The sequence below is a fragment of the Alloprevotella sp. Lung230 genome (assembly GCF_014385435.1).
Lineage (GTDB): Bacteria > Bacteroidota > Bacteroidia > Bacteroidales > Bacteroidaceae > Alloprevotella.
In genome coordinates this window covers 1-14,756 of sequence record NZ_JACSUD010000015.1, presented here as the reverse complement: position 1 = coordinate 14,756, position 14,756 = coordinate 1, and the positions used below count along the sequence as shown (strand labels likewise).

Sequence of the window (14,756 nt, the reverse complement as noted above, 5' to 3'; positions counted from 1 at the left end):
TTGCATAGTTGCAATCGGCTCTGTGCAGAAGCCTCTCTTTCTTTTATCACTACAACTAACCAACTTTGTTGAATACTTAAACATCAACATGCTATGAGAAAAGCAACTCTACTCATCTCATCCGTATTGGCTATGATGGCCATGAATGGTCGTGCTCAACACCTCAAAGATGGCTACATCACGTGGGGCTACAGCAGCGAAAAATTTGGTCAAGAACTCACCAAATGGACGCCCGGTAGCCAAATCTCAGAAGACGACAACTTCTTCATCTCTCGCGTGAAGCCGCGCAAGCACTTCCGCAACAATGCCACACAGGTGCGTTTGGGCATCGATCCCACCATTGACAAGCGTCTTGTGGCTTGGGTTCCGGTAAATGACCCTCAGACCAACGCTCTGCCCAATGGCATTTTCGACAGCGAAGTCTTTTCCATGTGGAACTACGTTGACCACTGGGGCAACTGGTCTGCACCACTCGGCCGCGTTCCTGCTGCCTTCTTGGATGCAGCCCACAAGAATGGTGTGGCAGTCACTTCTGTCGCCGGCATCCCTTATGGTTCTTTGGCCTATTCTTGGAAGGAATGTTTGGAAAAGATGAGCAAGGCTGGTGCAGACAAAGCTGCTCAGTTCCTCAACTATTACGGTGTAGATGGCTTTGGCTACAACTCTGAATATGGCGGTGGCTATGCTCCTACTAAGGCTATTCGTGAGTTCCACGTTGCCCTGAATGAAAAAATGAAGGACAAGAACCCCATCTTTGAAAACATGTGGTACGATGGCACGAATGACCAGGGCTCTATCATGTTTGACAACGGGCTTGGTACACACAACGACGACAACTTCGGTAAAGATGGCAAGCCTGCAGCATCTCTCTTCTTTAACTACAACTGGAGTAAAACATGGCTCTTGGATAACTCCGTAAAATACGCCAAGAGCATCAATCGTGATCCTCTCTATCTTTATGCAGGTGTAAATATGCAGGGAGGTGAGCCGAAGAATGGTATCAACTGGACGCTGCTTAAAGATTATCCCATCTCTATCGGTCTTTGGGGAGCGCACACTCAGAATATGTTCTGGGAGAGCCGTGGTGAAAAGGGATCAACTCCCGACATCAAGCAACGCACGTATATGCTGCGCACCGAACGCTGGTTCACCGGCGGTACGCGCAACCCGGCCAATAACCCCGCGATGAAGAACTCGCTCCAGTACAATGCCGACAACTTCGACTTCCCCGGTATGTCGAGCATGATGTCTGCACGTTCCACATTGTCTTGGGATTTGGCTGAAGAACCTTTCATCACCTATTTCAACTTGGGTAATGGTAAGTACTTCAACTGGATGGGTAAGCAGCAGAACAATCGCGAATGGTACAACATTGGTGTGCAAGACTACCTGCCCACTTGGCGCTGGTGGTTTGCCAACAAGGTACTCGGTCGTGAAAGCAGCGATGTGGTGGCCAATGGACTGAACGCAGAATTCTCTTGGGATGAAGCCTATATGGGTGGTTCCAGCTTGCGCATCAATGGTACTTCTGCCAATGAGTATCTGCACCTCTTCAAAACTCAATATGCCCTTGCCACAGGCGATGTGATTACACTGCGCTACAAGGTGAAGAGTGGTAAGGCAGATGTACGCCTGGCTCTCACAGCCGAAGGCGCGGAAGGCACCGTAATTAACGAAAGCGACTTCAATGTGCTCACAACGACTCACGAAGCCGATGAGGATGTCTGGGTAGAAAAGAAGTTCACCCTTACCGACGCTTTCAATGGTAAGAAGTTGGCACTTGTTGCGCTTCACCTCGAGAATGCCGACAACCTCGACTTCTACTTGGGTGAATTCTCTCTCTCTCGTCCTTCTGTGGCTGTAGCTACTCCCAACGCTCCTGAAATCACTTCTTCTAAGCTGCTTGCTTTCAGTCGTAGTGGTGTCGATGCGAAGCTCATCTTCAATATGCAGAACAACAAAGCTGCCGGTGAACCTTGCTACAATAGCGATGTGAAGACCTCTATGTTCAAGATCTATGCTCAACAAGAAGGTAAGGCTCCCGTACTGATGGGCGTAACCACTTCTTGGGCTGCAATGTACTACAACATTCCTCTTGAACTGACCGAAACAAAAGCCAAAGTTAAACTGGGTGTTTCGGCGCTCTCACTCGACCATAAGACAGAATCGGCCATTACTTGGACAGAGTTCCTCGAAGCGACCGACTACGCTTATAGCGACGATATACAAATCAACAAAAAGACCATCAAGCCCAACGAAGCTTTCGAAATGAGCTACATTGATCCTCTCCATGAAGACGGAACTTGGAAACTGCTTGATGCCAATGGCGCTGTGGTCTTCACCGGAACGGGCAATAAGGTTCAAGTGCCTGGTTTAGCCAATGTGGGTAGCTACACGCTCCAGCTGGTAGGTAACGAAGAAACCTCTACAGGCCGTAAGGAAACCACTCGTGAATTTGCCTCCTTCGTTCAGATCTCCGGCAAGGAAGTGGGTGCTCTCCCCGAAATCAAGACGCTCACCGCCAACGGTGAAACCTCCAACATCGAGATTAAAGTCAATGAAGCTGCTCAGTTTGCCTACACCGGCCGCGAAGCCGATGGTTCCGGCTCTCAAGGTGTAGAACTCAAAGAAGAACGCTTCGGTGTTCCTGCTGCCGATATCAACGTGGTAGGCAATAAGAGTTTCGGTGTGGCCTACTGGCTCAAGATCAACAAGCTTTCCGCAGGATCCACGCAACTTCTCAGCGTAGCCAGCAAGAAGGATGGATGGCCCAAGACTGACTGGGGCTGGATTTGGACCTCTCTCAACCAAGATGGTACAATCGGTAGTTACACGTTCCGTGGCACTGATGCGACCAATAATAAGGAGTTGCAATACACCTTTGGTAATACCAAACTCCCCGTAGGCAACTGGGTGCACCTCGCTTACAACTTCGAGTATGACGCCAGTGGTGCTTTCCGTTCCGACTTCTATGTCAATGGTATCAAACAAGAAGTAACGAAATGGAAGCATGGTGGCGCGGAAAAGACTACCCCCGTTGGTTTCGAATCTGATGTCTACGCGATTACGAATGGCATGGTACTTGCCGCAGGTGGTACAGCCCACGGCCGTGCAGGTATTGATGGTGTCATCGACAACTTCCAAGTTTGGAACAGGGCTATTACCAATGCCGATGTTCAAACTTCGATGAAGACCCTCAAGAAGGAAGCGCTCCCCGAAGGTCTCGCTGCACTCTGGACATTTGAGGATAAGGCTGCTGATAAGAAGTTCAAATCTGTTGGTACCCTCACGGTTGATGCAGGTTTGCATAACTACGTAGCTTCCGGTGGCGAAGGTCAGGGCAACATCAACTGGGTAGAACCTACCTATACTTCCGGATGTCCCTTCATTGCAGGTACTGCCTTCCCCGTAACAACCACTGCCAGCTGGACAGCGAAGAAAGCCACCATTACCGATGCCACGGGCAATGACCAAGCCGGTTCTGCTAAGATTGCCTTTGCCAAGGATGGCACTTACGATGTAACCCTCACGCTCTCCAATGCTTTGGGTAGCGACAGTAAGACATTCTCCGTGGTCAAAGTCGGCACAGGTATCAGCGGTATCGAAACTGCTCAGATGGGTGATTTCAAGGCCGTAACTGTTGGCGAAAATGTTTTGGTTGAGTTTGAACAAGCCGGCCGCTACAACATCTCGCTCTACAATGTTGCCGGACAGATGGTGGCCCAAAAGGCAGCCAACATTGCCCAGGGTAACAATGTCAGCCTCCGTCTCGGCACTCCGGGCACTTATCTCCTCCGCGTTGAACGTGATGGCAAACTGGTGCGCACCGTTAAGCTCATCAAGCACTAATCTCCTCACCGCATTCGCGTGCTAACAAAGACCGCCCCACTTCGGCAGAAGTGGGGCGGTTGCTTTTTTACCGGTGAGACTTCAGGCATTGCTGGAGATTTCCGAAAGGTGAGCGGAAAAGAAAAACGTGCTAAAACCTTGTTTTAGCACGTTCACTCATTTGAGAGCGGAAAACGAGACTCGAACTCGCGACCCCAACCTTGGCAAGGTTGTGCTCTACCAACTGAGCTATTTCCGCAAACTAAAGAAGTGAAGAGGAGGAGACTCGAACTCCCACGTCGCAATTGACACTACCCCCTCAAAGTAGCGCGTCTACCAATTCCGCCACCTCTCCATTCTATCACTCACTACAAGAATATAGAAAAATAAGGGGGTATTTATTTTCTTCTTGAAGAGAGTGCCTTAGGCTGACAAACTCATGTTGCTTCCTAATTGCGAGTGCAAAAGTACTTCTTTTTTCTGAAATAACCAAGCTTTTGGATGAAAAGTTTGAAAGGGTAAGTAGGTGTTCGAAATGAATTGATACTCTATTTGTTTCAATTTTTCGTCAACTTGTCTTTGCGAAGAAGGAGTGTAGCGGGCTACACGACTGATGAACAAAGGCGAGATGACGGAAAAGGGAAACAAAGAGGGTCTCAAAGTAGAGCACATCTTACGATGAAGAAAACAACGATTAATTTTGAAGACCTACTTAGTTGTTGTAGTTGCCTCTGTAGTTGTCCCCCCTGTTACTATATAGACATCTCGCTTTCCATTTCAGCCACTGGCTATCGACTTTAACGTTGATTTAACACTTCGGGGGTGTGGATCACTCAAAACAAAACTCAGAGGTAGTTTGATTTTCCTCTGACGTAGGAAAAACTACCTCTGAGGTAGTTGAAACGGAACGTTACCCTTCTTCCGAATTCTCTTTCTTCCGAGTTCTCTTTCGGAGGAAGAAGTGATGGCCTTACGCGCGCGTCACTACACTATGTCCCTGCATTTTTCCTTCACTGCCTTCACCCGGTGGACAATAACCTTCTGTATCAACGACTTATGGTGAAAGGAATAGGTGCTTGTTTGCTCGGAAAAAGGGAAGGAGAAGAAAAAGAGGGGTGAAGGCTTTCTGAGGATTGCCTTCACCCATATCTGGTTGCTTATCAGGGATTTATCCTTCTGGTGAAGGCGTGAAGGATAAAAACACTGACTATTGTAGGGGAGTGCGCGCGCACGCGTGAGTGCCAAAGCGCATATCACGGTTGGATTTCGAGACGGATGATGCGTTGGTTGCCGCGGCGGTAGAAGAAGGGCAACTTGTAGAGTAGTCGCATGAGGAAGGGGAAGCGCCCTTGGTCGTGGTCGCTCATGAAATATTCCCTGCCCAGATGCAGGTGGGGGTGCCACGTTTCGAGGGTTTCGGAATGAAGTTCTGACCAGCGAAAGACATTTTTTCCATCGGTTTTGTTGACGGCATCGTGGCGCTTGCTGTGCTTTACTCCCCAATAGACCAGCATGTCCATCAGCACCGTGGCCCGATCGAAGTGCCGGCACAAGGTCGTGAAGAAGGCCTGCACTTCGGCTCGGTCGAAGTACATCAACACGCCTTCGATGATGATGAGGGTCGGGCGGTGCTGTTGGGCGAGTTGCTCCATCCACGTTTCGTCGAAGAGCGACAGCGAGAGGTAAGTGTTGTGTTCGCTTTCGGGGATGTATTCCCTGCGCAAAGCAATGCCTTCAGGCAGGTCGAGGTCGTACCAGTGCGTGCAGACCGGCTGTCCCAAGCGTTGATAGCGCGCATCGAGCCCTGCCCCGAGCTGGATGACGACGGCATCGGGATGCTGTGTCAGAAACTGTTGCGCTTCCCGGTCGATGAGGGCGGCACGGACGCAACAGCCCACCTGCGACATAGTGGCATTGCGGAAACGCGAGAAGTCGTAGTCTATTTTAGAGATGATATCGGCAGCCGTCTTGTCTACGAGGATGGGGCAGTGGCGATTTTGTTCGGTGGCTTTTGCCCAAAGGGGGATGAGCATGGTTTCGGGAATGGCAGAAAGAGATTTTGCTTCCATGAGTACTTGAAAGTTTGAAAATCGTAGATATGATATGGGATAAATCTGCTGCAAAAGTAGGTCTTTCTTCTTGCTCCGACAATACCCAAATAGGGGTATTTCTGCCAAGGTGGCTGCTCTCTGCCTCCCTCTTTTGCGGCAGTGGCATCTGCCAAAATGTTTGTTGGCACAAATGTTGCAGAAAGGAATCACAGCAAATCATTATCACAAACATAAATCCATCTACAACATGGCAACACAAAAAGGAAATATCGGCATCACGACCGAAAACATCTTCCCTGTCATCAAGAAATTCTTGTATAGTGACCACGAAATCTTCCTCCGTGAAATCGTGGCCAATGCGGTCGATGCCACCCAAAAACTCAAAACGCTTGCTGCAAAGGGTGAGTTTAAGGGCGAATTGGGCGAACTGAACGTAGAAGTGAAGATTGATGCCGATGCCGGCACGCTCACTGTGAGCGACCGTGGTATCGGTATGACCGCTGAAGAAATAGATCGTTACATCAACCAAATCGCCTTTTCCGGCGCAACGGACTTTCTTGAGAAGTACAAGGACGATGCGGCCACCATTATCGGACATTTTGGTTTAGGGTTTTACTCTACCTTCATGGTTTCAAGCCGTGTAGACATCATCACGCGTAGTCACCGCGAGGGCGCACAGGCCGTGAAGTGGAGTTGCGATGGAACGCCCGAGTTTACCATCGAAGATGCCGAGCGCAGCGACCGCGGCACGGACATCGTCCTCCACATTGACGACGACAACAAGGAATTTCTCGAAAAGGGGCGCATCGAGGGCCTCTTGAGCAAATATTGCCGCTTCCTCCCCATCCCCGTGGTGTTTGGCAAGAAAACGGAATGGAAAGACGGCACGCAGGTAGACACAGAAGAGCCGAACCAAATCAACGATACCACTCCTTTGTGGACAAAGACGCCTTCGACCCTCACCGATGAGGACTACCAGAAGTTCTACCGCGACCTCTATCCCATGCAGGATGAACCCCTCTTCTGGATTCACCTCAACGTGGACTATCCCTTCAACCTCACGGGCGTGCTCTACTTCCCCAAGATTAAGAACAACATCGAGGTGCATCGCAACAAGATTCAACTCTATTGCAACCAGGTGTTCGTCACCGACTCTGTTGAGAACATCGTTCCCGACTTCCTCACCCTCCTCCATGGTGTCATCGACAGTCCCGACATACCCCTCAATGTGAGCCGTTCCTACTTGCAGAGCGACCGCAATGTGAAGAAGATTTCGCAGTACATCACCAAGAAAGTGGCCGATCGCCTCAACGGCATCTTCAAAAACGACCGCGAGCAGTTTGAACAAAAGTGGGACGACCTCAAACTCTTCATCCACTATGGTATCCTCTCGGAGCAGGACTTCTACGACAAGGCCAAAAACTTTGCCTTGCTCAAAGACATCGAAGGCAAGTACTACACCTACGACGAATATCGTGAAGCCACGAAAGAAGCGCAGACCGACAAAGACGGCAACCTTATCTGCCTCTACACCAACGACCGTGAGGCACAGTTTGCCCACGTGGAGGCAGCGACTGCCAAGGGCTACAACGTCCTCTTGCTAGACGGCCAACTGGATGCACCGCTTGTGAGCGAACTGGAACGCAAGTGGGAAAAGACACGCTTTGTCCGCGTGGATAGTGACACGGTGGAACGCCTCATTCAAAAGGACGACAAGACCGTGAGCGAAGCCGACGAGCAAGTACGCGCCAATCTCAGCACCGTGTTCAAGACAATGCTCCCCAAAGTGGAAAAGGTGGACTTCCAAGTCGATGCCACAGCCATGGGCGAAGAGGCACAACCGGTGGTCATCACCCAAAGCGAATATATGCGCCGCATGAAGGAAATGGCGCAGTTGCAACAGGGTATGGCTTTCTATGGTGAGATGCCCGATATGTATAGTCTCGTGCTCAACACCGACCACCGACTGGTGAAGCAGGTGAACGACGAGCTCAACACTTCTCTTGCCGATCGTCTGGCGCCCATCGATGCCGAACTCCGCGGACTCAACGCACGCCGACAAGCCATCGAAACGGCACAGCAGAACACCAAGTCTGAAGACCTCACCGAGGCTGAAAAGGCCGACCGCAAACAGGTGAACGACGACATTGCCGTACAAGAAAAACTCCGCGAAGAGGCGCTGGCCGACTATGCTCGCACCAACAAACTCGTGCCGCAACTCATCGACCTTGCGCTCTTGCAAAATGGTCTCCTTCGTGGCGAAGCGCTCAACGCCTTTGTCAAGCGTTCGGTAGAACTTATCTAACTTTCTTCTACTCATCCTTCCACCTCGGAGGAAGCACTATTTATGGTGGTGCTTCCTCCGTTTTCTTTTTCCTCAAAGAAAAGGCCGAACTTCTGCGTGGAAGTTCGGCCTCGATGTTTTTGGGGCATTCTGAAGAGAACGATAGGGGGGCGCGGGAAAGTTGAGTAGTCTTCGTGAGAAGATGCGACCGAGTGGGAGGCAGCATTGGGAGGAAAGGGCGTGGCAGCGACGAGCGAGGGCGTTAGTGCACCACTTCCATCTGTGCCATACCATAACTTTTGCTTTCGCAGAGGATGCGGAGAAACTCTCGCACCGCGACTTTCTTGTAAGCTCCTTTCAGAAAGTGATACGAGCCCTCCATACTGCTGTCGACACTCGCCAGAGGGACGGCCACTACACCGCGTGCTTGAGAGATGGTGGCGGTGGAGAGGACGGTGACAAGCCGGCTGTCGCGCACCAAGTGCACCAGTTCGTTGACATCGTTGATTTCAAGACAGATGTTGAAGTCGAGGTTGCGGTTTTGAAGCAGCGCGTCAAACTTGTTGCGTGCCTGCAATCCTTGTGCCGGAAGGGCGAGTCGCTGGTGTTGCAGCTCGTCGAGCGTGATGGAGGCGCTTTCGGCCAGTGGATGCGTGTCGCTCACCACCACGCAGAGGGCATTCTCAAAGAGGTAGTGCGACTCGATGCGCTCGTAGTTTTGTGTCGGTTTGTAGGAAAGCACCAAGTCCACCTCGCGTCGCATGAGCATCTGCATCAGTTCGCTCATGGCGTGGCTCACCACGTTGAGACGCACGTTGGGATGTTCCTTCATAAAGAGGAGAATAGCCTCTTTGAGGATGGGGCTGAACGTATAGGTCGCGCCGATGTTCACCGTTCCGCGTACGCAGTGCGTCACTTCGGCAATACTATCCAAGCAAGCATCAGCCTCGTTCACGGCACGGAGGGCTGAGGGCAGGAACGCCTCCCCCACATCGGTCAGCCCCACGTGGTGAGAGTCGCGCACAAACAGCTGTGCACCAATCTCGTCTTCCAATTGTTTGGTTTGTTGAGAGAGGGTGCTTTGAGTCACGTGCAGTTGTCGCGAAGCCTCGGAAAAACTTTGGCATTCAGCCACTTTGATAAAATAACGCAGTTGTCGGAGTTCCATAAGGTGTGCGAACTATCTTGTGGCTTTGAGAATATGGGCGCGATGGAGCTGCCGGCGGGCTTTGCGGAGCATGTCCATCCCATGGTTGCGGAAGGTAAAGAGCGGTATGGTTACCCCGATGACCATCATCACGATGGTGAGCAAGCAGGTGAGCCAGTTGTAGTTGAGCAGGTAGAAATAGTGCATGAAGTCGTCCTCACCGCTATGGCGCAGACATTCGAGCAACGCTTGGATGGTGCCGTAGGCAAACTTACCCGGCACCATGGGGAGCAGGGCGGGGAAGGAAAGCCCTTCGGCGGGCGACTTGACCCATACGGCCGCAGGGATAGAGAGCACACCGATGGCGATGCCGCCGGCAAAGGAGGCAAGGGTGAGGTGGACACCATAGCCCAGCAGAACAAAGCGGGTCATGTGCCCGATGGCTGCCAAGAGTGCGCAGGCGAGGAAAGTGCCGCGGTTGGGATTGCTGATGCTGGCAAAGCCCACAGCAGCGATGGCGGCAAAGAAACCATCATTGAGGAGTTGTAGAGTGAAATCCATAGAGGAGTTGGGCGTAAAGAAATGGGACGAAAGAAGGCGCTGAGGACGAGATCGATGGTCGGCAAAGGGAGACAACGTTACAACATCGAGATATTGATGAGCATCAGTCCCAAACAAAGGCCGATGGAGAGACTGACCACAATCATCATGGCGTGAAAAAATCGACTCATAGCGCAGACGTAGTGCCCATAGATGAGGTCGCTCACGGCGTTGCAGAAGGGGACACCCGGCACCAAATAGAGCACGCTGGTGGTCAAAGCGATATCGGGCGTGCCGCTCAAGTGGAACACGAAGCCGGCGCAGGAGATGACGGCCGCTGTCAGTCCAGAAAAGATGGTGACGGCGCGGTAGTCTACCTTCCATTTGGTGAGCCGCTGTTTGAGGTAAAATCCGAACAGCGTGGCCACAAATACAATGAATATGGCGGCCCAGTCACCGCCAAACAAGCGGCAGAAAGAGGCGTTGGCCAAGCTGGCCAGCAGGAGCACCCATCGCCCATCGAGACGAGGGATTTGTTGCACTTCGAGGAAACAGCGGCGCGCCTCTTCCAGGTCGAGGTTTTGCGTGAGCACCTCGTCGCTGAGGCGGCTCAGACGAGTGATGGTATCAAAATTGATACCCGCATGACCGATTGGGGAGATGCAGGTATAAGAGTGTTCGCCCGACAAGTCCCAAAGGTTGAGGATGACGTTGGTCGGGAGGATAGTAAACTGGGCTTTCACTTGCCAAGATTCGGCCATCTGTTTGAGGTTGCGCTCAATGCGCATGGTCGAAGCGGCGCTGCTGAGCAGGGCACCAGCATAGTCGCTGAAAAACTTGGCAAGTACTTTGAGCCGTTGATGAGTTTCTTCCTGTGGAGAGCGTGTGGAGGTGGGCATCAGGAGATTGAGCGTCGTTGATAGGGAAGATTTTGGCCGCATTCGGTCCGAGCGCTTTCGGGTGTCCCTTCGCACGGCTTAAGTAGGTGTTCAGAATGAATACAAAGATAGCATCAAAGTCGAGAGCCACCTACAACTAAGATAACTATGAACGCCTACTTATGCCTTTACGCCGTGGTGGAGAAAGGCTTCATCGTGGCAGGTGTAGAGGTCGTCTTGGCTCTCCAAGATGTTGTGGCGGCTGTGGGTCACGAGACGATAGAGAGTGGGCACACAATAGAGAGCAGCGGTCACGATGATGAAAGCGGCAATGATGAAGGGGGCGTAGGGATTGGTGTGAACTTGGAGGGCTGCAAGGAGTGTCATGATGGTTGTGAATTTTAGGATTTGTACTGTTGTTGATGTCCGTCGGAGAGGGCTTCCTCGTTTTGACAGTGCAAAGGTACGTACATTTCCTGCCGAACAACAGTCTTTCTTATGGTTTGATTCGATAGTAAGTATCGAAATCGCCCATAAAAATCGTTAGGACGCTCATTTTCAGTGGAGTTACACCGATAAAACCCGCTAAAATTTCTTCCCGTAAGGATGAAAAAAAGTGTAGAAAGAGATTTCCAAACCCGGCTTCACGCATTCCGAAAGGCGCGTGGAGCCGGTGGAAAAGTGGAGTTTGGGTCGTAAGTCGGTGTTCAGAATTAATCGTAGTTATCTTAGTCGTAGTAAGTTTTCTACTTTGATACCCTCTTTGTTACCTTTTTGCCGTCTTGCCTTTGATCATCCCTCGTGTAGCGAGCTACACTCCTTCTTCACAAAGACGACTTGGCGAAAAAATCAAACAAATATACTATCAATTAATTTTGAACACCTACTTATCAATCTATCTCTTCATCAGCTTCGTAACCTCCCATTTCGCGAATGGCGTTCTTGAGATGGGTGTATTGCTGATAGAGATGGTTGATAGGTACCTCTCCCTGCGTATAGTCATGTTGGGGGGCTTTGAGGTAGAAGCTCAGGAAGCGTTGCGTGCCGTAGCGACCATCACGGGCAGCGGCATCGATGAGCAACACGAGGTCGAGGCAGAGGGGAGCAGCGAGGATGGAGTCGCGGCAGAGGAAATTGATCTTCACCTGCATCGGGTAGCCCATCCATCCGAAGATGTCGATGTTGTCCCAACCCTCTTTGTCGTCACCACGCGGAGGATAGTAGTTGATGCGCACCTTGTGGTAGTAGTTGGTGTAGAGGTCAGGCTGATCCTCTGCCCGCAGGATGCTTTCGAGCGTTGAGAGTTTCGACACTTCCTTGGTGTGGAAATTGGCAGGCTCGTCGAGCACGAGGCCATCGCGGTTGCCCAAAATGTTGGTCGAGAACCATCCGTTTAGGCCCAGACAGCGCGTACCGATGATGGGGGAGAAACCGCTCTTCACCAAGGTTTGTCCGGTTTTGAAGTCCTTGCCGGCAATGGGCATCTTGGTCTTTTCTGCCAGTTCCCACATGGCGGGTATGTCGATGGTGGTGTTGGGGGCACCCATCACGAAGGGGCAACCTTCGCTCAGCGCTGCATAGGCGTAGCACATCGAGGGGGCGATGCGTTCGCGGTCGTCGGCTTTCATCGCAGCTTCCAAATCGGCCAGATGATAGTGCACTGCTTTATCGACGGGCACGTACACTTCGGTCGAAGCCGCCCACAGCACCACGATGCGGTCCACACCGTTCTCGCTCTTGAAGCGGCGGATGTCTTCGCGCAGAGCTTCCACCATTTCCCAGCGGGTGGCGCAGTCTTTCACGTTGTTGCCGTCCAAGCGCTTGGCATAGTTGTGGTCGAAAGCAGCGGGAATGGGGCGGATGGCTTTCAGTTCGTCCTCCACAGGCAAAATGTCCTTCGCACGAAGCACCTCGGCTTCTACCGCGCTCTCAAAGGCGTTGGCGGGATAGACGTCCCAAGCGCCAAACACGATGTCGTTGAGCTGAGCGAGCGAGATGATTTCACCCATCGGGAGGTATTTCTTTTCTACACCATGTCCCACACGGATTTTGTCATACTGGGTGAGGGCGCCGATGGGTTTGGCCAAACCCTTGCGAGCCATCAGCACGCCTGTGATGAATGTAGTACTGACCGCACCGAGTCCGACGGTCATCACACCGAGTTTACCTGTTGCAGGTTTCATTTTTTTTTTGTTGCTTTTTCAGGATGAGATGAATGATTGACAAAAGCATAGACCGAGGGGAGAACTCAAACGATGAAGTTTCTGCCGCAGCAAATTGCCCTCCGCTCTATGTTGTTTGCAAAGGTACAAAACTTTTTCGGATAAAAACGTTTTTCTTTCTGCGTTTTTCTGTAATATCAACCAAAGACGTGTCGTTTATGAGGTTTTGGCGATAAAAAGGGGAATTTAGGCCATCGAAGCGCTTCTATGAGTCGGCACTTTCTCAGAAAGTGGGGGTAGACAATTCTTTTGTTTCTTTCCTCTTTTCTCTTTATTCTCATTCCCTCTCGCGCGCACGCGCGTATACACTATATAGTGCTTGCAAATTGCCTTCACTCCTTCACCATTGGGGGAGAGGGGTTGAAAATCAGGGGAATAGGGGTGAAGGCAAAGGTGAAGGGAAAGAGTGAAGACATGGAGTTGAAAAGCAAGGCCCTAAATGCAAATTAGGCCGTTGCGAGGTGTTTTTCTGTGGGTAGTGAAGGCAGTGAAGGCAAAAAACATGGGATTATAGTGTATGTATGCGCGTAATGTGCGCACGCGTGCGAGAGAAAAGTGGATAGAGTAGGGGAGCGCTACTTTTTGGGCTTGGTGTTGAAAGAGGGAGGAGGCTTTGTCCATCTCCGAGATGATTTGCTCTACCTCTGATATAGTTCGATTTACTTCAGAGATAATTTTTTCTACCTCAGAGATAGAAAAAACGACCTCCGAGTTAGTTGGATTTATCTCAGATGCAGTTTTGTGGCTCTTGGATGTACGTCGGGACAAAAAAGGAGACAGAAAGCGGGAGGAAGGGGTGAAGGGAGGAAAATCGGGCTTATGAGCGATTTCTGTCAAATAGGAGCATCAAAATCGCGGTGTTGTAACTTTTTTGAAAACTTTTCTGCGGGATTGTTTGGAGGTAACGGAAGTTTGTTGTACTTTTGCACTCGCAATCGGGACGCAAGGCTATCTTGCTCACTTCGATACGCTCTGCCGCAAGGTGGGTGGGATGGAAGGAAAGATTGCAATATGCTCTTTGAAAGAATTACATAACAGATTGTAGAGAAGTACAAGGAACAATCAACAATGAAACAACGAATGCAATGAGCAATCGAGGTTTCGGGTGAAATGAAATTGTACCGTTCAATTCTACTCATATAAGGATAGGTTCTGAGCAACGACAGAGAAACAAACAAATGATTATATTTACAATGAAGAGTTTGATCCTGGCTCAGGATGAACGCTAGCTACAGGCTTAACACATGCAAGTCGAGGGGCAGCGGGCAGAAAGCTTGCTTTCTGTGCCGGCGACCGGCGCACGGGTGCGTAACGCGTATCGAACCTACCACATACTCAGGGATAGCCTTGCGAAAGTAAGATTAATACCTGATGTTGTTTAGAGTCCGCATGGAGACTAAACCAAAGATTTATTGGTATGTGATGGCGATGCGTCTGATTAGGTAGTAGGCGGGGTAACGGCCCACCTAGCCATCGATCAGTAGGGGTTCTGAGAGGAAGGTCCCCCACATTGGAACTGAGACACGGTCCAAACTCCTACGGGAGGCAGCAGTGAGGAATATTGGTCAATGGACGGAAGTCTGAACCAGCCAAGTAGCGTGCAGGATGACGGCCCTCCGGGTTGTAAACTGCTTTAGTTCGGGAATAACGACGGGGACGTGTCCCTGGGAAGAATGTACCGAAAGAATAAGGACCGGCTAATTCCGTGCCAGCAGCCGCGGTAATACGGAAGGTCCAGGCGTTATCCGGATTTATTGGGTTTAAAGGGAGCGTAGGCGGACTGTTAAGTCAGCGGTTAAAGAGTGT

At 50.9% G+C, this 14,756-nt stretch carries 8 protein-coding genes, 2 tRNA genes and 1 rRNA gene; 3 read left to right on the top strand and 8 right to left on the bottom strand.

Going from position 1 to position 14,756, the window contains the following annotated elements; all coding sequences use genetic code 11:
• Window positions 1-93 precede the first annotated feature (93 nt).
• Window positions 94-3,849, top strand: a complete 3,756-nt coding sequence (locus tag H8527_RS08040; RefSeq protein WP_187547196.1) for a T9SS type A sorting domain-containing protein — start codon at window positions 94-96, stop codon at window positions 3,847-3,849.
• Between the two features lie 165 nt (window positions 3,850-4,014).
• Here the strand turns inward: H8527_RS08040 and H8527_RS08035 are convergent.
• The 3 genes from H8527_RS08035 to H8527_RS08025 all read right to left on the bottom strand — a co-directional run bounded on the left by H8527_RS08035 (window position 4,015) and on the right by H8527_RS08025 (window position 5,897).
• A tRNA-Gly gene (locus tag H8527_RS08035) sits at window positions 4,015-4,087 on the bottom strand.
• Window positions 4,088-4,099: 12 nt separating this feature from the next.
• Window positions 4,100-4,183: transfer RNA gene (locus H8527_RS08030), tRNA-Leu, on the bottom strand.
• A gap of 898 nt (window positions 4,184-5,081) precedes the next feature.
• Window positions 5,082-5,897 carry a class I SAM-dependent methyltransferase gene (locus tag H8527_RS08025; protein ID WP_187547194.1) on the bottom strand — a complete coding sequence of 272 codons (816 nt, stop codon included), beginning with the start codon at window positions 5,895-5,897 and terminating at the stop codon, window positions 5,082-5,084.
• Window positions 5,898-6,126: 229 nt separating this feature from the next.
• On the opposite strand from H8527_RS08025, the gene htpG reads away from it, so the two are divergent.
• Entirely contained in the window at window positions 6,127-8,184 is a 2,058-nt protein-coding gene (gene htpG / locus H8527_RS08020) for a molecular chaperone HtpG (protein WP_187547192.1), read from the top strand.
• Window positions 8,185-8,425: 241 nt separating this feature from the next.
• On the opposite strand, the gene H8527_RS08015 is transcribed toward htpG, so the two are convergent.
• The 5 genes from H8527_RS08015 to H8527_RS07995 form a co-directional block, all read right to left on the bottom strand.
• Complete coding sequence (locus H8527_RS08015; protein ID WP_187547190.1) at window positions 8,426-9,331, bottom strand: LysR family transcriptional regulator; 906 nt, start codon at window positions 9,329-9,331, stop codon at window positions 8,426-8,428.
• 12 nt (window positions 9,332-9,343) lie between these two features.
• Window positions 9,344-9,871: a threonine/serine exporter family protein gene (locus H8527_RS08010; RefSeq protein ID WP_187547189.1), complete on the bottom strand. Its 528-nt coding sequence runs from the start codon at window positions 9,869-9,871 to the stop codon at window positions 9,344-9,346.
• A gap of 77 nt (window positions 9,872-9,948) precedes the next feature.
• Window positions 9,949-10,791, bottom strand: coding sequence for a threonine/serine exporter ThrE family protein (locus H8527_RS08005; protein WP_222935135.1), 843 nt, complete (start codon window positions 10,789-10,791; stop codon window positions 9,949-9,951).
• Between the two features lie 117 nt (window positions 10,792-10,908).
• Window positions 10,909-11,115 (bottom strand): hypothetical protein, encoded by a 207-nt coding sequence (locus H8527_RS08000; protein WP_187547185.1) that lies wholly within the window; start codon window positions 11,113-11,115, stop codon window positions 10,909-10,911.
• Between the two features lie 503 nt (window positions 11,116-11,618).
• Window positions 11,619-12,911 carry an inositol-3-phosphate synthase gene (locus tag H8527_RS07995; RefSeq protein WP_187547184.1) on the bottom strand — a complete coding sequence of 431 codons (1,293 nt, stop codon included), beginning with the start codon at window positions 12,909-12,911 and terminating at the stop codon, window positions 11,619-11,621.
• Between the two features lie 1,229 nt (window positions 12,912-14,140).
• Between H8527_RS07995 and H8527_RS09750 the strand changes: the two genes are divergently transcribed.
• A 16S ribosomal RNA gene (locus H8527_RS09750) occupies window positions 14,141-14,756 on the top strand; the annotation flags it as partial.